The sequence below is a fragment of the Chryseobacterium sp. CFS15 genome (genome assembly GCF_031118795.1).
GTDB classification, from domain to species: Bacteria; Bacteroidota; Bacteroidia; order Flavobacteriales; family Weeksellaceae; genus Chryseobacterium; species Chryseobacterium indoltheticum.
On the sequence record NZ_JAVHYL010000003.1, the window covers coordinates 375802 to 396814 of the forward strand.

The 21013-nt window shown below is 34.3% G+C and carries 22 protein-coding genes and 1 pseudogene; 2 read left to right on the forward strand and 21 right to left on the reverse strand.

Annotation, left to right across the window (positions count from 1 at the left end):
- Positions 1–59 precede the first annotated feature (59 nt).
- From OH814_RS06755 to OH814_RS06815, 13 genes are all read right to left on the reverse strand, one after another.
- Positions 60–518 (reverse strand): DoxX family protein, encoded by a 459-nt coding sequence (locus tag OH814_RS06755; RefSeq protein ID WP_308827630.1) that lies wholly within the window; start codon positions 516–518, stop codon positions 60–62.
- Positions 519–644: 126 nt separating this feature from the next.
- Positions 645–1097 (reverse strand): SRPBCC domain-containing protein, encoded by a 453-nt coding sequence (locus OH814_RS06760; RefSeq protein ID WP_076559224.1) that lies wholly within the window; start codon positions 1095–1097, stop codon positions 645–647.
- Positions 1098–1163: 66 nt separating this feature from the next.
- A complete protein-coding gene (locus OH814_RS06765; protein WP_076559226.1) occupies positions 1164–1592 on the reverse strand; it encodes an ATPase in 429 nt (142 codons plus the stop codon).
- A gap of 45 nt (positions 1593–1637) precedes the next feature.
- Positions 1638–2471: an SDR family oxidoreductase gene (locus OH814_RS06770; RefSeq protein WP_308827631.1), complete on the reverse strand. Its 834-nt coding sequence runs from the start codon at positions 2469–2471 to the stop codon at positions 1638–1640.
- A 135-nt stretch (positions 2472–2606) separates the two neighbouring features.
- Complete coding sequence (locus OH814_RS06775) at positions 2607–3470, reverse strand: VOC family protein (protein WP_308827632.1); 864 nt, start codon at positions 3468–3470, stop codon at positions 2607–2609.
- Between the two features lie 136 nt (positions 3471–3606).
- Positions 3607–3846: a hypothetical protein gene (locus OH814_RS06780; protein WP_308827633.1), complete on the reverse strand. Its 240-nt coding sequence runs from the start codon at positions 3844–3846 to the stop codon at positions 3607–3609.
- A gap of 34 nt (positions 3847–3880) precedes the next feature.
- Positions 3881–4294 (reverse strand): SRPBCC family protein, encoded by a 414-nt coding sequence (locus tag OH814_RS06785; protein ID WP_308827634.1) that lies wholly within the window; start codon positions 4292–4294, stop codon positions 3881–3883.
- A gap of 71 nt (positions 4295–4365) precedes the next feature.
- Positions 4366–4797, reverse strand: coding sequence for a VOC family protein (locus OH814_RS06790; protein WP_308827635.1), 432 nt, complete (start codon positions 4795–4797; stop codon positions 4366–4368).
- Positions 4798–5058: 261 nt separating this feature from the next.
- Positions 5059–5835 (reverse strand): alpha/beta hydrolase, encoded by a 777-nt coding sequence (locus OH814_RS06795; protein ID WP_308827636.1) that lies wholly within the window; start codon positions 5833–5835, stop codon positions 5059–5061.
- Between the two features lie 3 nt (positions 5836–5838).
- Positions 5839–6363, reverse strand: coding sequence for a DinB family protein (locus OH814_RS06800; protein ID WP_308827637.1), 525 nt, complete (start codon positions 6361–6363; stop codon positions 5839–5841).
- Positions 6364–6400: 37 nt separating this feature from the next.
- Complete coding sequence (locus OH814_RS06805; protein ID WP_308827638.1) at positions 6401–6811, reverse strand: VOC family protein; 411 nt, start codon at positions 6809–6811, stop codon at positions 6401–6403.
- Between the two features lie 33 nt (positions 6812–6844).
- A complete protein-coding gene (locus OH814_RS06810) occupies positions 6845–7258 on the reverse strand; it encodes a VOC family protein (protein ID WP_279195472.1) in 414 nt (137 codons plus the stop codon).
- A 76-nt stretch (positions 7259–7334) separates the two neighbouring features.
- Positions 7335–7925, reverse strand: coding sequence for a Crp/Fnr family transcriptional regulator (locus OH814_RS06815; protein WP_308827639.1), 591 nt, complete (start codon positions 7923–7925; stop codon positions 7335–7337).
- Between the two features lie 290 nt (positions 7926–8215).
- On the opposite strand from OH814_RS06815, the pseudogene OH814_RS06820 reads away from it, so the two are divergent.
- Positions 8216–8386: pseudogene (locus OH814_RS06820) on the forward strand (hypothetical protein); the annotation flags it as partial.
- Between the two features lie 210 nt (positions 8387–8596).
- Here the strand turns inward: OH814_RS06820 and OH814_RS06825 are convergent.
- The 7 genes from OH814_RS06825 to tpx form a co-directional block, all read right to left on the reverse strand.
- Positions 8597–9808: a DUF763 domain-containing protein gene (locus OH814_RS06825; RefSeq protein ID WP_308827640.1), complete on the reverse strand. Its 1212-nt coding sequence runs from the start codon at positions 9806–9808 to the stop codon at positions 8597–8599.
- A 131-nt stretch (positions 9809–9939) separates the two neighbouring features.
- Positions 9940–10287 (reverse strand): VOC family protein, encoded by a 348-nt coding sequence (locus tag OH814_RS06830; protein ID WP_308827641.1) that lies wholly within the window; start codon positions 10285–10287, stop codon positions 9940–9942.
- An 84-nt stretch (positions 10288–10371) separates the two neighbouring features.
- Positions 10372–11253 (reverse strand): YitT family protein, encoded by an 882-nt coding sequence (locus tag OH814_RS06835; protein ID WP_308827642.1) that lies wholly within the window; start codon positions 11251–11253, stop codon positions 10372–10374.
- Between the two features lie 7 nt (positions 11254–11260).
- On the reverse strand, positions 11261–11845 hold the full coding sequence (locus OH814_RS06840) for an HD domain-containing protein (RefSeq protein ID WP_308827643.1): 585 nt from the start codon (positions 11843–11845) through the stop codon (positions 11261–11263).
- 162 nt (positions 11846–12007) lie between these two features.
- Positions 12008–14059, reverse strand: coding sequence for an adenylate/guanylate cyclase domain-containing protein (locus OH814_RS06845; RefSeq protein ID WP_308827644.1), 2052 nt, complete (start codon positions 14057–14059; stop codon positions 12008–12010).
- Between the two features lie 10 nt (positions 14060–14069).
- Entirely contained in the window at positions 14070–16406 is a 2337-nt protein-coding gene (locus tag OH814_RS06850) for an adenylate/guanylate cyclase domain-containing protein (protein WP_308827645.1), read from the reverse strand.
- Positions 16407–16493: 87 nt separating this feature from the next.
- The gene (gene tpx / locus OH814_RS06855; RefSeq protein WP_308827646.1) at positions 16494–16991 is read right to left on the reverse strand and encodes a thiol peroxidase; all 498 of its coding nucleotides are present in this window, start codon (positions 16989–16991) and stop codon (positions 16494–16496) included.
- A 171-nt stretch (positions 16992–17162) separates the two neighbouring features.
- Between tpx and OH814_RS06860 the strand changes: the two genes are divergently transcribed.
- A complete protein-coding gene (locus OH814_RS06860; RefSeq protein ID WP_308827647.1) occupies positions 17163–19382 on the forward strand; it encodes an NADP-dependent isocitrate dehydrogenase in 2220 nt (739 codons plus the stop codon).
- A 356-nt stretch (positions 19383–19738) separates the two neighbouring features.
- Here the strand turns inward: OH814_RS06860 and OH814_RS06865 are convergent, their stop codons facing one another.
- Positions 19739–20923, reverse strand: coding sequence for an MFS transporter (locus tag OH814_RS06865; protein WP_308827648.1), 1185 nt, complete (start codon positions 20921–20923; stop codon positions 19739–19741).
- Positions 20924–21013: the final 90 nt, after the last annotated feature.

Consider the following 21013-nt stretch of genomic DNA (forward strand, 5'->3'; position numbering starts at 1 on the left):
AATGTCGGTTTTAAATTTTGTTTAAAATAGACTTGTTTTAACCGATTTAAAGCTCATTTTCAGTTCAGATAAATTCCGAAATACCAAGTCCAGGCGATTAAAATAATCTGCATTGGAATTCTTTCTTTATATAAATAAGCCATTCCGGGACCAGAATAATCTGCTTTAAAAAGATTGACTTTCTTTCGTGATGAATAAACATTAGCAATAAACACTAAAATTAAAAAGATAATCAACAAAATTGAAGTAAGCTCCCGAATTGAAGGAATCATTAAGCCAATTGCCGCCAGAATTTCAATTAGACCTGTAAAATAGACCCAAAACATTTTTGCCGGAATAAATTTAGGAATCATTAAAGTCATTCCTTTTTGGAATTTAAAATGGGCAAAACCTGTCAAAATCATAAAAACTGCCATTCCGAGATTTCCGGAAAATAGAAGATTCCAATTTCCCTCAAAGATTTTTGTTCCGACTAAAGCTAAAGCAAATGTAATAAAAAGGATTCCCAGTAATTTCATATTAATTGTTTTAAATTCTCGCATATATCACTTATTTTCACAAATGATTGAGAATATTTTTTTAAAGTTAAATAAAAAAAGAGGTTTTCTGTAAAAAACCTCCTGATATAACGTATACAAATCCTATTAATTCGATTCGGCAAGATCTTTAACAATCTGTAAACCTTTGGTAAAGCCTTCGTTCATATGATCTTTCCATTCGCTTTCGGCCTGAACTTCTGCTTGAAGTTTTACAGTTCCGTCATCAAGAGAAATTAGGAAATATTTTTCGAAAGAACCGTTCCACTCCATCACTTCTTTGCTTTGAGTATCTTCATTTCCTTCTTTATCAACCATTCCTAAATGTTTAAAAACAATCTGATCGGGCTTTTCCAGACTATCGATCGTGGAGACCATTCCTTCACCTTCTGTATTTGTAAAATACGTTTTTCCGCCAACTTGCCAATCTGATTTCATGATTGAAATCGACTTAGGATTGAAATATTTCGTCCATTCACTGTACGTTTCTGGTGTCCACAAGACATCCCATATTTTTTGTTTTGGAGCATTGATAATAATGTCGTACGATAAATTTTCCATAATAATGATTTTTTGATGTGTGCAATTTGGTTAAAATCATTTGTGTCTTTGCAAATAATCAATCATCTAAAGTTGATTTTCAGCCAGATTCTTTACATTTTGAAGTGCAGCCGGGAATTTTTCTTCAAAAAAATCTTTGAATTCCGGTGACGATTTAATCGCTACTTTCAATATAGTTTCTTCTTCTGTTTCCTCTAAAATATAAGATTCTGTGGCGTCTCCCCAATCTTGTGGAGTTTCTACGCCATCATAAATTTCGCCCAAATGCAGAAAAATCATCTCTTTATTGGGATCATTCTTTACAACACGACTGTACATTCCGTTATTGTTCGGATCAAAAAATTTAATGATGCTGCCTTCATCCCAAGTCCCGAGATAAAATGAGCCTTTAGAAAACGCTGAAGTCCATTGTCTGTAACTCAAATCATCCCACAAAACGGTCCATATTTTTTCCGGAGCTGCATTAATTTTAATTTCGAATTCTAAAGTTTCCATAATTTAATGTATATTTAGTTTAGGTTTAGGTTTAGGTAAAATTATTTATCCACCGACAAAATCACCGCCATTGATGTGAATAATTTCGCCCGTGATAAAACTGGAATCTTCCGAAGCCAGAAAAACATACGCAGGTGCAACTTCTGAAGGCTGACCGGCTCTTTTTAAAGGTGTATCTTTTCCGAACGAAGCAATATCTTCAAAAGTTTCTTTCACTAACGGAGTCCAAATCGGGCCCGGAGCAACACCGTTGACTAAGATTTTACGCTCAGCAAGATTTGTGGCCAATGACCGGACAAATGTAGCTATTGCACCTTTTGTTGCCGAATAATCGATGAGATGATCGCTTCCGCGATAGGCAGTTACCGAAGTGGTACAGATGATTCGTGCGCCTTTATTCATTACCTTCAAACAGTCTCTTGTAAAAGAAATCATTGAAATAATATTGACCTTAAATGTTTCATTAATCTGATCATCCGAAATTTTTTCGATCTCACCTTTCGGAAACTGAATTCCGGCATTATTGACCAGAATATCAACATTTTTCCAATGTTTGCTGATTTTTTCTAAAGTATTTTTTCTAAATGCTTTTTTAGAAATATCACCTTTGAAAAGAATACATTCCTGACCCTCTTTTTCAACCAATCTTTGGGTTTCTCTGGCATCTTTTACACTTTCTTTATAAATGACAGCAACATCGGCTCCTTCTCTTGCAAAATGAACGGCTACTGCCTGACCGATTCCGCTGTCGCCACCGGAAATAATGGCTTTTTTATTAAGTAATTTTTTACTTCCTAAATAATTTTGCCTGATAATCTCAGGATACAAACCGTCTTTAGGTACTTTGGAAAGTGATTTTGACTTGTTCTGCGTCTTCATAAGCAAATCTTTTTGTAAATAAACCTCATCAAATCACAAGCCGAAAAGAAAAGTTGGATGATCGAAGCTGGATGTTGGAAGTTGTTTCTGACTTAAAAAGACTTCCAGCCTCCACCACCTGAATTCCAGCAAATTTTAAGAATGATAAGCTTCTTCTAAATCTTTAATTACAATTTTTTGCATCTTCATCATAGCCTGTACTACATTTTGGGCTTTTTGCTGATCAGAATCACTCATCAGCTCAATTAATCTTTTGGGTACAATTTGCCAGCTCATTCCGAATTTATCTTTCAGCCAACCACACATACTTTCTCTACCTCCATCTGCAGTGAGAGAGCTCCAAAGATGGTCAGTTGTTTCCTGATTATCTGTCATGATAACCATAGAAATGCCTTCATTAAAATCAAATTTGTGATCGTATGAATTATCCATGCAAAACATTGAATAACCGTCAATTTCAAAATGGGCATGCTGTACATTTTCCGGAACTTCGTGATTTTCATCATTTACCCCTTCTCCATATTTCAGAACACTTTCTATCTTTGAATTGGGGAAAATTTTGGTGTACAATTCCATCGCTTCCATGGCTTTCCCATTATTTTGATGGATAAACATTAAAGTCGGAATAATTCTTTGCTCGCTTTTCTTTTCACCTAAATATAATTGCCATGTTACTCCGAATTTATCGCGAACCCAACCATATTTTTTACTCCAAGGGTAAGAATCTAATGCCATCAAAACAATCCCTCCGTCTTCTAATTGATCCCAATATTTCTGGACTTCATCTTCGGTTTCACACATGACCATAAACGAAACGGAAGCATTTTTTTCAAAATGCGGGCCGCCATTTAAAAGCATTAATTTTTGTCCGAAAAGTTCTAGATTTAAGACTACCGGAGTATCTGCAGTAATTTTTCCGTCAAATATTTTGCAATAAAATTCAGCTGATTCTTTTGCATCACCATCATACCAAAGGCATGGGAAAATATTGTTATTCATTATTTTAAATTTAGAATTGATTGAGTTCAAACACGACTTGTTTAATATTTATTCTGTATTATGTTAAGAAAAATATGTGATGTATTTATGTTTAAAGATTGCTTCGCTGGCAATGGCAAACCTTATGTTTTAGTTTTTAATTATTTTTAAAAGAAATCTGATTTTCCTGCATATAACACTTTAATTTCTCCATCGCATTTTTTCCAAAACCGTGAAGCTGCATGATTTCCTGCTCAGAATAAAGTGACAGTTTTTCTAAAGAATCAATCTTTTCTTTTTCAAGAGCCCTTCTTGCTGGCATCGCTATAATCCCCTTCAAAAAATCTCCATTCGCAACATAATTAACAGCACAAATAGAGTTTAAACACTTTGCCATAATTATTAAGTTGATCATATTGCAAAAAAAATTGTTAGTTATTTTCTACATATTTATGAAAATTGTTGAGAATCGCGTACCATCCTTCACGCTGCATTTCAACTGAATTTTGTTTTTCAGGATCGAAAATCTCGGTTACTTTAGTGGTATTTTCGTCTATTTTCTCAAAAACAACTTCTACGTTTCTTCCATCTTCGATGTGATATTTTATTCTTTCATTCGGAATCACTTCGTCATAAATTCCTATAAAATCAAATCCGAAGCTTCCGTCTTTTGCCTCCATTCGGTTATTGAATTTCCCGCCCGGTTTCAAATCATTTTCAGAACTCGGACAAAACCAGCTTTCGTGTGCAAAATTCCATTTGGTAATGTGTTTTGGATCATTAAAATAATCCCAGACTTTTTCTACCGGCGCCAAGATCGTAATGTCAATTTTAACTTTGTCCATTTAATATTTTGTTTTTATGGTGTAAAATAAGGGTAAATTAACATCTACCCTTTCATTAATTAAATATAAAACTATTTTGTGTATTCTTCGTTATAATTAATCATCCAATGAACACCGAACTGATCCTGAAAGCTTCCGAAATAATCTCCCCAAAACTGGTCTTCAAGCGGCATTTCAATATTTCCACCTTCTGAAAGTCCTTTAAAAATTCTCTCTGCATCTTCTCTGGAATCAGGGAAAATTGAAACATAATTATTATTTCCAACGGTTAATTTCTGTCCGAATGACGGTATAATATCTGAAGCCATCAAAAGATCTCCGCCAATGGGAAGAGCAATGTGCATTACTCTGTTTTTTTCTTCGTCTGATAAATTTTCAGTTCCGGGAGCATTGCCCATTTTATGGATTTCTCCAACGAATTCTCCGCCAAAAACAGATTTGTAAAATGTAAATGCTTTTTCTGCTGTACCGTCAAAATTCAGGTACGGATTTAATTTTGCCATGATTTTTATTTTTAAAAAGTTAGTTTTATTGTTATTGTGAGAAGTAATCTCTTTTTTAAACGCAAAAAAGCGCAAAGATTTTCTTGAAATGATTGAGAATATCTTTCGTTCGCAAATGAAATTCGCCGGTTCCTTTAAAATCAATGAAATTATAGAAGCAAAGGCGTTTGACTTCGTCGAATCTTCGATTTCACTCAGCGAAGAATGAACGTGTACTTTGTCATTCTGACGAAGGAAGAATCTCATCTAACCTTCAATGAATTATTGGTTTAAAAATTTATCGACCTCATTAGCTGTAAAGTCAATTAAATTTTTATCTACATTTCCTCCAAAATCCGCCATCATATACGAACCGTGAGTTGCAGGAAGAATCATTAATTGTGAACCATCTAATAATCGCCACATTTCAACAACATGTTCAGGTTTTATAATGTCTTTATCCCCTGAAATAAACAAGATAGGAGCTTTTATTGATGTTAAAATTTTCTCGTCCCAATCTTCGAAAGTTTGCATTCTTTTGCTGTCTTTATCAAACATATTTTTGAGTTTCGTGACATCATGGTTTAAGTTTAAAAAATTAATTTTAAGTGGTTCAGGCATTGATTCTAACGTTACATCAATCATGCTTTCGAAAAATCCATCTATCATTCCGCTTTTTTTATAAAATGCTGATGCGACAATCAATTTATCAATTATTTTCGGGTGACGATGAGCGAGCTGCATCACTGTACTTCCGCCATTACTGAAACCCCAAAAAGAAGCTTTTTCAATATTTAATTCTTTCAAAAGTGCTGCAACATCATCTGCATCCTTTTCGAAAGTTTCAGGAATATCGCGATGATCTGTCCTTCCATGGTTTTGAAGATCGATTCCGATTAGCTGAAATTTGTTTTCAAGTCTTGAGATAATTTCTTTATAATCATATAAAATAGAACCTCCGCCTCCATGAATCAAGACTAAAGGTTTTCCGGAACCGTAGATTTCATAATACACCTGAATTCCGTTGACGTGTTTATGCCCTTTTTCAACCGGATTCATCGGTTAATATTTTAAATCTTTATCGAAATCATATTTCATTCCTTCGTACCCAAGAATTCTGCGCATCAATCCGATCTGTCCGCACAGATAATCTTCACGACCAATGCACATTCCAACAAAATTCAGAACTGTTTCAGGAAAAAAATCAATGTTCATTCCCATCGGAAATGCTTTCTCTAAATCTTCGTCTGAAGCTTCCAATAATTTATTGTAAACAAGCGGTGAGATTTTATGAAAAGAATCTTTCAATTGCTGTAAAGATGGATATTCTAAGTTTGTATCTAACGCTTTTCCCTGAAAGAAAAAATCTTTAAACTCGAATTCTTCATTTAATCCGAGCACGCTTCCCATTGCATAGCGCATATCGAGAAAATTACCTACCATCCAAACGATATGGTTTGTTCTGCCTTCAATTCTTTTCAGCGCATCTTCCTCTGAAATTCCATCAAGAACCATCAGAAAACTCTGACTGTGACCTCGAAATGCAGGAATTATAATTTCTAATTTTGATGATTTTGGTGTGTCCATAATTTAAGGTTAAGGTTAAGGTTGATTAAAATTGTGCTTAAGGCTGCGAAGGCATTTGAGATATATCAGCAAACGTCACATTCCATCCGTGTCCATTGATGTCCCAAAAAGAATTTTGATACATCCATCCGTAATCTTGTGGTTCTTCATGTTGATAAGCTCCGTTCGCTACGGCTGCATTAACAACCTGATCAACTTCCTCACGACTGTTTAAACCAATTGCAACCAGAACTTGTGTTGTATCGCCTTTTGGAACAGGTCTTTCTGAAAAAGTCTGAAAATATTCTTCCGTTAAAAACATGACGTAAATAGTGTCATTCAACACAACACAAACTGCTTTATCGTCTGAAAACTGCTCGTTAATGGAGAATCCAATTTTAGTCCAGAATTCTTTTGTTTTCTGAATATCTTTCACCGGAAGATTCACATAAATTTGATTGACTTTCATTTTGTAATTTTTTATTTAGGTTAAATCTGAAATTTAAAATTCTGCAGGAAGCTGAGACATATCTGAAAAAAGTACTTCCCACTGATGACCGTCTAAATCTGCAAAAGTTTTCTGATACATCCAGCCATAATCTCTTGGCTCACTGTATTTGGAACCTCCATTTTCTGTAGCAGTCTTCACCATTTGATCAACTTCTTCACGACTGTTTACACCAACTGCAAGAAGCGTTTGAGTAGTATCTCCCTTTGCAACAGGTCTATCTGTGAAAGTTTGGAAAAACTCTTCTTTTAAAAACATGGTGTAAATATGATCTTGTTTCATGATTACACAGATTGCTTTTTCATCAGAAAATTGTTCGTTGATAGAAAACCCAAGTTTTGTCCAGAATTCTCTTGTTTTCTGAACATCTTTTACAGGAAGGTTTACGTAAATTTGATTGATTTCCATTTTGTAATTTTTGATGTTAAACTTTTAACCAAAATTACCAAGTCACTCTGAAAATCAACTTGCCATAAGACAAGATTTAATTTTTCTTCGGATGGGATACCAGTTCTTTGCGGATTCTGCTCAGTGAAGTGTCAGTAACACCAAGATATGAGGCTATCTGCTTAAGTGGTGCAAATTGTACGACTTGAGATTTTTGCTCTAAAAGATGAAGATAACGTTTGGTTGCAGAAAGTATAAACATCTCAACCGAGCGCTGTTTGCATAAAAAAAGCTGCTGAGACATCCAAGCTCTTCCCCATTCTCTGAGATTCGGAATCTTATGAAATAGTTCCTGAAAAACATCAAAATCCATCTTCCAACATTCACAATCGGTGATACAAACAATGTTTTCCTGCGTAGGAATTCTTTGAAAAAGTGAAGAAACATCGATGATAATTTCGTTTTCTGTAAAAAAGTTTGTCGTCACATCATTTCCGTTGAAATCATTGACAAAAGAACGCGCCAAACCTTTTTCTAAAATATAATATTCATTAGCCATTTTGCCTTCCTGCAGAATAGTTTCCCCTTTTTGAAAAATTACTTTTTCGTGCGCCTGAATAATTTCCTCAAGCTCTTCCTGAAAAAAGAAAGGAAAATCGCGGTAAACGTCAAAGGCTTTGTTGGTCATCCAATAAATATTTAAGATTTTAAAATTAAAATTTTTATTGGAATTGGAAGTGTTATTTTTGGATTACCTGAATTTAAATATTGTAATCCTAGATTTTTAATTAATTACAAAGTATTTTAATACATTAATTTACCAATTCTGGTGAAAAAACTTATTAAATCTAAATGCCCATTTTGTCATTCCATAGGAATCTAAGCAAAGAATTAATTTTAAAATAGTTGAGATTCCTTCGGAATGACAAACTAGATGCTAATTAGATACTGATTTTTGAAATCATTTAAGGTTAATTTAAGCAGATGGAAGATAACATCAACAAATTCCGTGCAAGTGCTACAAAAGCTTCTTTTGCGCAGTCTTTGATTAAAAAATTAGATAAAATAGAGCGTATTGAAGTGGATAACGAAGACGTTTCCAAATTCAATATCCGTTTCGGACAGTCACAAGTTCCAGGAAAAGTTATTGATTCAATGATATTTTGAAAATATTTTAAAGATTTCCCGAAAGCTTCTTACTAGGGTGTTTTGCCTTTTCGTGGGTTCCCGCAAGTCTGTCGCAGGGGTGAAAGAAGGTTTCAAGAGTTGCCGAAAGTTTCTTACTAGTGTGCAGGAGCCTTTCGGAGGGGCATTTTAGGATTTACTGCCCTGTTTTGAAACCACTCTTAGCAAGTAAATTTAAAACAAAGAAAGCTGAATCGGTTTAGGTTTTGAAGGTTTTTCAGCATCACCGAATACTGTTTTACCACCAAATCTCCAGGAGTTTTGACGTTCTTCTTCAATAACTTCGTTAATGTCAAAGTTCGGAGTAAAATTTTTCTCGGCTTCTGCAATAATTGTATGAAGTTTATTGATGGATTGCAGTTTATCAGAATTACCCAATTTAGATTTTTCGATTCCTTTCTGAAGAATATTGATGGTTTCATCGTAAACATTAATGGGAACAGGAAACGGATGCCCATCTTTTCCACCGTGCGCAAAAGAAAATCTTGCAGGATCTCTGAACCTTGAAGGCGAACCGTGAATAACTTCGCTTACTAAAGCAAGGCTCTGTAAAGTTCGCGGTCCTACACCTTTCAATAAAAGCAATTCTTCAAAGTTTTCAGGCTGGTTTTCTCTTGTCATGTACAAAAGCGTTCCGAGTTTTTTCAAATCAACATCAGAAGCACGAACATCATGATGCGCAGGTAAAATCAAATTGGCGAAATCCTGCATGATTTTTTCTGAATTGGTATGGGAAATTTCTAAAATTCCTTTGCGGCTTTCCTGAGCTTCGTGAGCTGTCAGATTCAGAATATTTCCACGGTTAATTCCCTGAATTCCTTTGTGAGGTTCGTCGACAAAAGATTCCATATTTTCCGAATGCCAATGATATCTTCTTGCAGTTCCGTCTGCATCATTCATTCCCTGTTGTACAACTGCCCAATTTCCTTCATCTGAAAGAATAAAATTATGAAGGTACAACTGATAACCATCCTGAATAGCCGTATTATCGACTTTTGCAGAAAGTTTACTGGCACGAACTAATTCGTTTCCATCTAATCCGGTTTTATCGGCAATAACGAGAAGTTCATTAGGTGTTTCTTTTGAAAACCTACCTTTTCCGCCACAAATATAAATTCCGAGTTCTTTGGAATTTGGGTTGATGCTGCGTTTTAAAGCTCCCATTACAGATGTTGTAATTCCGGAAGAATGCCAATCCATTCCCATCACAGCACCAAAACTTTGAAACCAAAACGGATCTGCTAATCTTCGAAGAACTTCATTTTTCCCGTAATCTGCAAGCATTACTTCAACAATAGAAAGTCCGAGTACAGCCATTCTTTCATAAAGCCAAGGCGGTACTTTTCCGTAGTGAAGGGGTAAAGTTGCGGTTCCGGAACGTTTCATTTGTTATAGTTGATAGTTGATAGTTGATAGGCAAAATTAAAACCTTACAATTGAAATACATAAGGCTTTAACATTTTTATTTTTTCATGCAAAGATTTTTAATTAACTAAATCAACAGAATAATATTAAAATTACTGATGTGAAAGAATATTAATGAGTTTTCCGAACGGGTCTATCACAAAGAATCTTCGAACACCCCAATCTTCGTCGGTCAATTGGTAAGTGATTTCAAATCCTGAATTGTTCATCTTTTCATATATTTCATCTACATTATCAACTTCGATCGAAAGATCTGGAACTTCGGTGTCATTTCCGCCTTGAGTTGCAAAACTTATCTGAACTTTTGCTTCTTCGTTATTGCCAAAAGTTTTGATCCAGCCGTGATTCATCAATGTTTCGAGACCTAAAATATCATGATAAAATACATCAGCTTTAGATAAATCTTCTGCCTTTATATTAGCAACAATTCTTTTTACCATTTTCTTAAAATTTAGATTTAAAAATAAAAAAAGCCTTGTGAAAAATACAATTTCAAAAGGCAATATAATTATTTATTTAAAATTTTAATGCTTTATAATTTCCTTTACAATTCCTCCTTGAGGTTCTCTTACGGTCTGTGTAAAAATAAATGCTTTTGGATCGATAGAACGAACGATATTCTGCAGTTTTCTAACTTCCAATCTGGTGACAATCGTGAAAATAATATCGGCCTCGGCGCTTTGTTCGAAAGATTCTTTCATAAAACCTCTTTCGCCTTTGTAAACTGTGATTCCTCTGTTCATTGTTAAAACCAAAGCTTTTTTGATTTCTTCACTGTTTGCAGAAACAATGGTTACGCCAGTGTAAGCTTCGATTCCTTCAATTACATATTTGGTAATCTGACTAGCCACGAGGTACGTCATAATTGCATACAAAGCAATTTCAAATTTAAGAAAAACGGTTGCGATGATAAAGATGATCACATTCATTCCTAAAATAATTTCGGTAATGCTAAAACTGCTTTTTTTGAACGTTAATAAGGCTAAAACTTCCATTCCGTCGAAAGTTCCGCCACCTCGCATAGATAAACCGATTCCAATTCCCATGAAAAATCCGCCAAACACAGCGACCAATAATTTGTCATGGGTCACTTCCGGAAAAGGGACGAAAAAAATGGCGATGATGATTAGTAAAATCGTTAAAAAACTTCTGATCGCAAAGTGTTTTCCGATTTGGAAGTACGCCAGAATGATAAATGGTAAGTTTAAAACCAATAGAATGACTCCGAGATTCCAATGGTAAACTTCGTGAAGTAAAAGTGAAACACCGGTAACACCACCATCTAAAAAGTGATTAGGAACGAGGAAAGATTTTAAAGCAAAACTCGCAGAAATAACTCCTAAAACCAGATAAATAATATCTGATAAAGTAAATAGCGGGCCATGTTTAGTAGAAGCTGAGCTCATAAAGTGATCAGTTGTTTTTTAGTTTTGTTTTGATAATATCCAGGTTATCCTGTTTTTTTTGATTTCTGCTGTTGATGGCTGTTTCTGTGAAATAATGATGGCTTTCTAAAAACTTTTCCTGTAATAAATTCCAGTCGCGCTCAGAATTTACGATTCCAAACATAGAAAGTTCTTCGAACAATTTGTCTCCGATCACAAAAAAATCGTCTCGACCAAGATAGTCTAAATCGGCATCGGCAACAATTTGTTCTAAATGATTTTTCGGAGTCTGAGGAATTTTTGTCGCCATGATCATTCCGTTTATTTTATCTAACTGATCTTGCGAAAAGCCGTATTCTAAAAGATATTCCGCAGCAATTTCACAAGACTTTTCTTCATGATTTTTTGATCCAAATAAAAATCCTGTATCGTGAAATAATGCAGCCGTTTTTAGCAATACCAGATCTTCATCATTAACTCCTTCAGATTTGGCAATTTTTTCTACAGAATCGATAACGTCTTTTACGTGCATTACGCTGTGATAAGACAGATGCTCGGGAAGATTTTCTCTGAGCCTTTTTAATATAATTTTATTTAATTTTTCGTATTCCATATTTAAAATAGAAAATGTTTTTTAATTTGTTTTTAGTGCAACTTTTAACGCAAAGTCAAAGTTCGCAAAGATTTTTTTTAAAACTACTAACTATTTTTTAAGTTCGCAAAGGCGTTCTACTGAGCAAAGATTGCAGAGTTTTAGACTAGTAATTTAAATTATTTATAAATCTTTTTTAGTTTCAAGGGCAAAATACATATCCATATCGCCTTTTCCTTTGGTATGAATTTTACCTCTGTATTCGCAGACTATTTTGTCTTTTACCAGCTGATATGTAGATTCTGAAATATTTATTTTTCCTTTCTGGCTGTTTTGTTCCATTCTTGCAGCCGTGTTTACAGTATCCCCCCAAATGTCGTATGCGAACTTTTTCACCCCAACAATTCCGGCAATTAAAGAACCTGAATTGATCCCGATTCTGATATCTAAAACATCAGGATGAGTTTTCTTTCTTTCTTCAATAAAATCAATAATATCCAAAGCTACCAATACCGTTTTGTAAGCGTGACATTCATTTTTCATAGGTAATCCACAAACCGCCAAATACGCATCACCAATGGTTTTTATTTTCTCTAAACCATGCTTTTCCATAATTAAATCGAAAGCGGTAAAACATTCGTTCAATTCGACCAACATTTTTTCGGCTCCCATTTTCTCGGAACTTTGGGTAAAATTAACAAAATCGGTAAATAAAACACTTACTTCATCATAATATTTAGCTTCAGAGCTTCCGTTTTCCTTTAATTCTTCGGCAACTTCGTGCGGAAGAATATTGAGGAGTAAGTTTTCGGTTTTTTGCTTTTCTTTTTGCAATTCAAAAGTTCTTTCGTCAACCTGTTTTTCAAGTAGATCATTTTGATCCTGAAGAATCTGCTGTTTTTCCTGCTCCTGTTTTATATTGATATCAGAAAGTCGGTTGACTTCATCCAGCTGTTTCACAAGACTTAAATTGGTTGATGCAAACTGCCATGCTAAATAGGCCGAGATTGAAATAGGAAAACTTATGAAAATAAAAATCATGACATATCCCATAAAATCATCGCCCATTATTTCGCCCATATCAATGGTATTCAGTTTATTTAAAAACATGAAGATAATGACCATTACAATAAAAAGAAAGAATACCAAAACCCCTCCACCAACGATAAATGCAGATTTTTCTCTTCTGATCATTGCTCTGATTATTAAATAAAAAGATTCAAAAGCAACAAAGCAAAGGTAAAAAAATGCAAAACTGGCCGCAGAAGCTGCACTGAAATAATAAAGAATAAAAATACACGCCGAAATAATCAACATTACTTTCAGTCTTTTTTTGGTTCTTCCAAATAATGTATTGACAAATCCTGTGAGCGAAGTACCAAATGCCATTACCGAAAGAAATGCAAAAAACGTATAAGAGTCGATATCTAAAGGATTTTTTATTTCTGACAAAAGCAAAATCATATAACTCATCAAAGAAATAGAAAAATTGTATGTAGAAAAATAAAGATTGTAAATTGCTTTTCTGTAGAAAATAAACAACAGGAGATGAATAAATCCTAATGCACCAAATATTCCGCAAATCAGCATGGTGTAAAAATTGAAATACTGCACTTCTTCAATTTTGTCTCTGATAAATTCATTAGCCGAAGCAAGCTCCACACCAATTGCAAAAGGCACTAAAGTAATGGTCTTCTTTTTGCCTGCAGCAATTGGTAAAAACCGTATCGCTAAAACATTTACTTTGGTATTATCTAAAGTAAACAATTCGGGGATTCTGTTTTTAATCCTGAATTCTCTTGATTTTTCGTCTCCGATTTTGCCAATGCTTTCAATCTTTTTACCGTTTAAATAAACTTCTGAAGCGCCGAGTTGCTGAATTTTAAAACATAAAGATTGATTGACCGATGCAGAATCTACCTTAAAATAATACCGAACCCAATAAATCTGATCTTTTTTAACATCTTTTTTTAAGTTATAATTTGTAGGATTCCATGAATAAACTTTTCTAGAATTAAAATTAACATTTTCCCATGAAGAATCATCGAATTCTGCAGAGGCAAAGGCCGGATTATCACCTGCGAAAAATTTACTGGCTTCATCGATTGAAGCACCAGCTTTAATTTCTTTATTGGTAAAAACTCTCGGTTTCTCACGAGAATTTTGAGCAAAAGAAAATGTTTGCAACACAATGAATGCAAAAAATAGAAATTTAAAGAGTAGATTTTTTTTCACACTGATAAAATTAAATTTGATTGACGAAATACATGTCCATTGCGCCTTTACCTTTGGTTTCGATTTTCCCACGATACTCAAAACTAAAGCTTTCTTTTATTAACTGATAAGTTGCTTCAGAGATATTTACTCTTCCAGGTGCGCTATTTTGCTCCATTCTTGCAGCCGTATTTACAGTATCGCCCCAAATATCGTAAGCGAATTTTTTCACTCCTACAATTCCTGCAATCACCGCCCCGGAATGAATTCCAATCCTGATATTTAAAGCATTTGGATTGTGCTGTTTGCGATGTTGAATATAAGAAAGAATTTCTAAACTTGCACTGACTGCATTTTTTGCATGTTGATCATTAGAAACAGGCAATCCGCTCACCGCTAAATACGCATCGCCAATGGTTTTTATCTTTTCTAAATTGTATTTCTCCATGATTCTGTCGAACTCTGTAAAGCAGATATTCAGTTCATTCAAAACTTCCTGCACACCGATTCTTTCGGAATTCGCAGTAAAGTTGACAAAATCGGTAAACAAAACAGAAACTTCATCGAAATGTTTTGCGCTTGTTTTCCCTTTTTCCTTTAATTCTTCAGCAACTTCAAACGGAAGGATATTCAGCAATAAATCATCTGATTTTTGTTTTTCTTCAGCGATTTTTTTGTTGTCTTTACGTTTTTGGTTGTAAGAAAACCCTGCAAAACCCAATAACAATAAAGATAAACCAGCTCCAATGGCCCACATATTTTTCTGGGTTTTAGAACTTTCCAAATCTGCTTTGGCAATGGCATCTTTTTTTTCCTGATTGATTTTTGCGATATTTTTTTCCTGGGAATATTTTAAAGCTACAGCTTTTTGCTCTTCATCAAATTTAATCTGAATTTCTTTTCGTCTTAGATCTTCTTCAAGCGCTAATCTTTTTCTTTCTTCTTCCGTTTTTGCCGCAGCCTGTTTTTTTTCATATTCAAAACGGAGTGCTTTTAATTCTATCTCTTTCTGGAGTTGTATGCGTTTGGTTTCTTCTTCTAATTTTATGCGGGTTCTTTCGTTGGCGACTTCCGTTTCCGATTGTACAGAAGAAAGAGCTTTCATTTTGTCCATTCCATACGTTTCTTCTTTCTTGTCATACATCTTTTTCAGGTACGAATAAGACTGAGTGTAATCCCCAAGGAAAGCATACGCACGATGTAAAACTTCATAATTCTGAATAAAAATTTCCGGAGAAACATAAGTCTTCAATTGAGTAAAATATTCAAGATTTTTTTCCTGCTCTTTTGTTTTGGATTCTAATGCTGAAAGTTTTGACGGATCATTTTTTAGAGCTAAGCTATCTTCCATTATCTTTTTTAACCCAATAAATCCTTCATGGTTTTTGTAATACTGATACATCGGGTCTTTTTCACTACTCAATTTCATTCCTTTAGCTGCATATTCCTCAGCTTTTACAAAATCTTTTTCTTTAGAATAAATATCTGAGAAATAGTAATAGACCAACGGTAAATTATCTTTCAAATTTTTAGCCTCGTAATAACTTTTAGCCTCATTCAGATATTTTTTTGCTACTTCCAGTTTATTCATTTCAGAATAAATATTAGCCATAAAAATTTTTGCTTCTGCTGTCTGCAAATCATTATGACTCTTTTGGGAAACTTCCAAACCTTTTTGGAAATACTCCAACGCTTTTTTATTATCTCTGCTGGTTAAGAAAAATGTCCCAGCACTTCTGTAGGCGGGATATAAATTTTCAGGATAGTTTTTTTTAACAAAATCGATGTACGTATATAAAGCTGTATAACTGTCTGCGTATTCTTGTTGTATAAAATTGTTGGCAAAAAGACCTTGGTAAGATTCCATTACAATGTTCTTGTCTATTTTTCTGCCTTCTTTATTATATTTTAAAATTTCATTGTAATATTTTGTAGCAATATCACTTTTTTTATTAACAGCATTCACTCGTGCCAACAGAAAATTGAGAACCGCCCTCTTCTCGTAGTTTTCAGTTTTATGGAGATATTTTTCTGCTTCCAACAAATATTTTTCGCCGGTAACTAAATCATTTTTATGTAAATATAAATTACCTATAAACAAATTTGTTCTTCCTATCTGCTCAACATTATTGTTTTTTAAATAAAAAGGTAACCCTAATTTGGAATACGAAATGGCACTATCAATATTTTTATTCTGGTAATAAATATTGCCTAAATCATCAAAGATTTTTGCTCTCTCTTTGTCAGATTTATTCAATTTTAGCTGACTTTTCAGACTGTTTATTTCAACAGATTCCTGCGCTTTGAAAACGGTGTTCCCGTAAAAGAGAAAACAGATTATAGCAAAAGAGGTAAATTTATTCTTCAATGGCTGGTTATTGCGTTCATCCACAAAAATAGAAAAATCATTCTATTAAATAACAGAATGATTCAAATTACTGAGAAATATTTTTATTTACTTCAAAGATGCAATAGCAGCTTCGTAATTAGGCTCTTGCCCGATTTCAGGAACTTGCTCAGTATAGATTACTTTAGCTTTTTCATCCAAAACAACAACTGCTCTGCTTAAAAGCCCTTTCAAAGGAGAATCAGAAAGCGTAACGCCATAATCTTCACCAAAATTACCTCTGAAATCTGATAACGTTTCAACATTATTTAAACCTTCAGCTGCACAAAATCTTGACAATGCAAAAGGCAAATCTCTTGAAACATTAATTACAACTGTATTATCAAGATTTGAAGCTTCTTCGTTGAATTTTCTTGCAGAAGCCGCACAAATTCCTGTATCAATACTTGGAAAAATGTTCAGAACAACTCTTTTCCCTGTATAATCAGCAAGGTTTTTTTCAGACAAATCTCCAGAAACCATTGTAAATTCCTGTGCATCTTTTCCTACTTCGGGAAGATTTCCTATCGTATTTATTGGGTTTCCTCTAAATGTAATTGTAGACATAGTTTATTTATTTAAATTTTTATCAAATTTATTCAAATTCCCGATGAATTTGTTTGAAATAAAGGTTAAATAATTCTTAAAGTGAAAAAACTCATTGATTATTAAAGTGGAAAAAATTAAAATTTAACTAAATTTGTGAAACTAAAAATTTAAATAATAAATAACAGTATAATGTCAGAAAAATCAAAAATCTATTACACCCTTACGGATGAAGCTCCAATGTTGGCTACACACTCGTTTTTACCGATTGTAAAAGCTTTTACAAAATCAGCAAACATTGAGATCGCAGTTCCGGATATTTCTTTGGCAGGAAGAATCTTAGCCAACTTCCCAGAATTTTTGAAAGATGATCAGAAAACCGTTGATGCTTTAGCTCAATTAGGAGAATTGGCAACTCAACCGGATGCAAACATTATCAAATTACCAAATATTTCAGCTTCTGCACCTCAGTTAGATGCAGCTATTGCTGAATTGCAAGCTAAAGGTTTCGCAGTTCCAAACTATCCTGCAGAACCTAAAAATGACGAGGAAAAAGCAATCAAAGCTAAGTATGCTAAAGTATTAGGAAGTGCTGTAAACCCTGTTCTTAGAGAAGGAAATTCTGACAGACGTGCTCCAAAAGCTGTTAAAAACTACGCAAAAGCAAACCCTCACAGAATGGGTAACTGGGCTTCAGACAGCAAAACTGACGTTGCTCACATGAACAGCGGAGATTTCTACGGAACTGAAACTTCGACTACTCTAGAAAATGCTACAAAATATAAGATCGTTTTCAAAGGAAATGATGGTGCTGAAACTTTATTAAAAGATTTCGCAGGTCTTCAGGCTGGAGAAGTGATCGATTCTTCTGTAATGAACTTAAATTCTTTGAAATCTTTCGTTCAGGAAGCTATCGAAGAAGCTAAAAACAGAAACGTACTTCTTTCTGCTCACCTGAAAGCGACAATGATGAAAATCTCAGATCCAATCGTTTTCGGAGCTATCGTTGAGACTTTCTTTAAAGATGTTTTCACTAAATATGCTGAAACATTTAAGTCTTTAGATGTAAACCCAAACAACGGTCTTGCTGATCTTTTCGATAAAATAAAAGGAAATGCTCAGGAAGCGGATATTAAAGCTGATATTGAAGCTGCTTTAGCAAACGGACCAAGAGTGGCAATGGTAAATTCTGATAAAGGAATTACGAATTTCCACGTTCCTTCAGATATTATCGTTGATGCTTCTATGGCTGCTTTGGTAAGAGGCGGAGGAAAAATGTGGAACAAAGACGGAAACGAAGAAGATACAGTTTGTATCATTCCTGACCGTTCTTACGCAGGTTTCTATCAGTCTGTAATTGATGATATGAAAGCGCACGGAAAATTAGATCCTACAACAATGGGTTCTGTTCCTAACGTAGGTTTGATGGCTCAAAAAGCTGAAGAATACGGTTCTCACGACAAAACTTTCCAGGCTTCTGCTGAAGGAACAGTTGAAGTTCAGGACGAAGCTGGAAACGTTCTTCTTTCTCAGAAAGTTGAAGCTGGTGATATCTTCAGAATGTGTCAGACTAAAGATGCTCCAATCCAAGACTGGGTAAAATTAGCGGTAAACAGAGCAAGACTTTCTGATACTCCTGCTATTTTCTGGTTAGATAAAGGAAGAGCTCACGACAGAGAAATGATCAAAAAAGTTGAAAAATATTTAGCTGATCATGATACAAACGGACTTGACATTAAAATTCTTGATGTAAAAGACGCAATGACAGAAACGTTAAAGAGAGCAAGAGAAGGAAAAGATACTATTTCTGTTTCAGGAAACGTATTGAGAGATTATTTAACTGACCTTTTCCCAATTCTTGAACTTGGAACTTCTGCAAAAATGCTTTCTATCGTTCCATTGATGAATGGTGGTGGTTTATTCGAAACAGGAGCCGGAGGTTCTGCTCCAAAACACGTTGAGCAATTCTTAGAAGAAGGTTATTTAAGATGGGATTCTTTAGGTGAATTCTTAGCTTTACAGGCTTCTTTAGAGCATTTAGCACAAACTCAAGGGAATACAAAATCTCAGGTTTTAGCAGATGCATTAGATGAAGCAAATGCTAAATTCTTAGCGACTGATAAATCTCCTGCAAGAAAAGTTGGACAAATCGATAACAGAGGTTCTCATTTCTATTTGGCAATGTATTGGGCAGAAGCATTGGCAAACCAAACTGCAGATGCAGAATTGGCTGAACAATTTGCTCCGGTTGCAGAAGCAATGCAGGAAAATGAAGAGGTAATCAATGCTGAATTGATCGGTGCTCAAGGTAAGCCTCAAAACATTGACGGCTACTTCAAAACCGACACATATAAAACGTATGAGGCAATGAGACCAAGTACTGTTTTAAATGAAATTATTGACGGAATTTAATTCTTGATTTAATATAAATTGAAAGCTCCTTTTTTAAGGAGCTTTTTTGTTTTTTTAAACACAAATTGCGCAAATGTTTTTCACTAATTGCGCAAAAAATATGCGTTTAGTTTGTCATTCCGGAGGAATCTAAGTGTAGTAATAGCGAAATATTTTTAAGTTTTGGCTAAAGCCAATAGTTATATACAAAAATAAAGCGGGCTAAAGCCCGCTCCTATTGATATTGATTAGTATAAAATACTGAAGTTTATCCAAAAAATAATTCATAATTCATAATTCATAATTCATAATTCATAATTCATAATTCATAATTCATAATTCATAATTCATAATCATAATTCATAATTCATAATTAATCAAACATGCGCTTTTCTCCATTTAATCATACTCAAAATAAATAAACCTAAAATTCCCAAAACAAAATATCCTTCTGCGACTTCAAGCTGAACCTGAGGTTTGATGAGCGCTACAATTCCATAACTTATGGCAGAAGTGATGATAAACACTACCCCACCGGTCATTCCACCTGCAAGTCCGGCTGAATTGGGAAATCTTCCGATGCAGTATGAGAAATAATTATTAAAAATAAATCCTGCAGTTACGTGAATGACGAATGCAAAAGCAACCAAACTGTAAATATTATTTGAAAAATAAGATGCAATAAACATCAAAACAATCAACAGCAATTGAATAAAATTGGCATTTCTAATTTTAGGTAAAAATGCTTTATTGATTAATGCTTTTCCTAAAAAACCTCCCGCCATCCAGGCAAAACCAAGAATCAGAGAAACGTATCCGGCAACAACTTCAGAATAGCCCATTTTATGTTCGATAATGAAAGAGCCACACAAATTGAAAAACATAATCATCGAGTAACTCAATCCGCACATCACCATTCCGTAGAAAAAATCTTTCGCTTTAAACATCGAGTCGTATTCTTTCATCAAGAACTCAACATTGAAAGGATTTCTTTTCTTTAAAGTTTCCCCTGAAAAAATCAATTCAAAAATTAAAAGAACCAAACTATATCCCGCTAAAACGTAGAAATTAGATTGCCAACCGAAAATTTTCTGTAAATAACCTCCGATAAACGGCGCAATGATCGGACCTACTGACCATACAATCGTCATGATACTGAGATAATGTTTCCGCTCATCTCCTTCATAAACGTCCACAAAAAAAGCACGCTTAGAAACCACTGCAAACCCTGACAAAATCCCCTGCAAAACACGCATTGCATAGATTACAAAGATATTTTGAGTCGTCGCAGTAATCAGGAAAGAGACAATAAATAAAGCCAGAGAAGCCATTGAAATTCTGTATCGTCCGAAAGAATCAACAATACTTCCTGCAAAGAACTGCGTGATGCCATAACTTATCAAAAATATCGATAAAGTAAGCTGAATATTGCTTTCAGGTTGGTGAAGTTCGGTCGCCATACTAGGCATTGAAGGCAGATAAATATCTGTTGCCAAACCCGACATCGGAATCATTGCAAAAGCCAGAATCGTTGCAATAAATTTATTTTTCTCTTTTAACATCCGCATGAAATTTTCAAGCCCTAAAAGTCCGACTTTTTATTTGTTCAAGCGTGTTTCTTTAGATTAATAATTCTGAAATAATATATAATT

What these genes read in the sequence shown, in the direction of transcription:
- OH814_RS06755 (WP_308827630.1), bottom strand. Translation starts at nt 518, where the DNA reads ATGAAATTACTGGGAATCCTTTTTATTACATTTGCTTTAGCTTTAGTC.
- OH814_RS06760 (WP_076559224.1), bottom strand. Translation starts at nt 1,097, where the DNA reads ATGGAAAATTTATCGTACGACATTATTATCAATGCTCCAAAACAAAAA.
- OH814_RS06765 (WP_076559226.1), bottom strand. Translation starts at nt 1,592, where the DNA reads ATGGAAACTTTAGAATTCGAAATTAAAATTAATGCAGCTCCGGAAAAA.
- OH814_RS06770 (WP_308827631.1), bottom strand. Translation starts at nt 2,471, where the DNA reads ATGAAGACGCAGAACAAGTCAAAATCACTTTCCAAAGTACCTAAAGAC.
- OH814_RS06775 (WP_308827632.1), bottom strand. Translation starts at nt 3,470, where the DNA reads ATGAATAACAATATTTTCCCATGCCTTTGGTATGATGGTGATGCAAAA.
- OH814_RS06780 (WP_308827633.1), bottom strand. Translation starts at nt 3,846, where the DNA reads ATGGCAAAGTGTTTAAACTCTATTTGTGCTGTTAATTATGTTGCGAAT.
- OH814_RS06785 (WP_308827634.1), bottom strand. Translation starts at nt 4,294, where the DNA reads ATGGACAAAGTTAAAATTGACATTACGATCTTGGCGCCGGTAGAAAAA.
- OH814_RS06790 (WP_308827635.1), bottom strand. Translation starts at nt 4,797, where the DNA reads ATGGCAAAATTAAATCCGTACCTGAATTTTGACGGTACAGCAGAAAAA.
- OH814_RS06795 (WP_308827636.1), bottom strand. Translation starts at nt 5,835, where the DNA reads ATGAATCCGGTTGAAAAAGGGCATAAACACGTCAACGGAATTCAGGTG.
- OH814_RS06800 (WP_308827637.1), bottom strand. Translation starts at nt 6,363, where the DNA reads ATGGACACACCAAAATCATCAAAATTAGAAATTATAATTCCTGCATTT.
- OH814_RS06805 (WP_308827638.1), bottom strand. Translation starts at nt 6,811, where the DNA reads ATGAAAGTCAATCAAATTTATGTGAATCTTCCGGTGAAAGATATTCAG.
- OH814_RS06810 (WP_279195472.1), bottom strand. Translation starts at nt 7,258, where the DNA reads ATGGAAATCAATCAAATTTACGTAAACCTTCCTGTAAAAGATGTTCAG.
- OH814_RS06815 (WP_308827639.1), bottom strand. Translation starts at nt 7,925, where the DNA reads ATGACCAACAAAGCCTTTGACGTTTACCGCGATTTTCCTTTCTTTTTT.
- OH814_RS06825 (WP_308827640.1), bottom strand. Translation starts at nt 9,808, where the DNA reads ATGAAACGTTCCGGAACCGCAACTTTACCCCTTCACTACGGAAAAGTA.
- OH814_RS06830 (WP_308827641.1), bottom strand. Translation starts at nt 10,287, where the DNA reads ATGGTAAAAAGAATTGTTGCTAATATAAAGGCAGAAGATTTATCTAAA.
- OH814_RS06835 (WP_308827642.1), bottom strand. Translation starts at nt 11,253, where the DNA reads ATGAGCTCAGCTTCTACTAAACATGGCCCGCTATTTACTTTATCAGAT.
- OH814_RS06840 (WP_308827643.1), bottom strand. Translation starts at nt 11,845, where the DNA reads ATGGAATACGAAAAATTAAATAAAATTATATTAAAAAGGCTCAGAGAA.
- tpx (WP_308827646.1), bottom strand. Translation starts at nt 16,991, where the DNA reads ATGTCTACAATTACATTTAGAGGAAACCCAATAAATACGATAGGAAAT.
- OH814_RS06860 (WP_308827647.1), top strand. Translation starts at nt 17,163, where the DNA reads ATGTCAGAAAAATCAAAAATCTATTACACCCTTACGGATGAAGCTCCA.
- OH814_RS06865 (WP_308827648.1), bottom strand. Translation starts at nt 20,923, where the DNA reads ATGTTAAAAGAGAAAAATAAATTTATTGCAACGATTCTGGCTTTTGCA.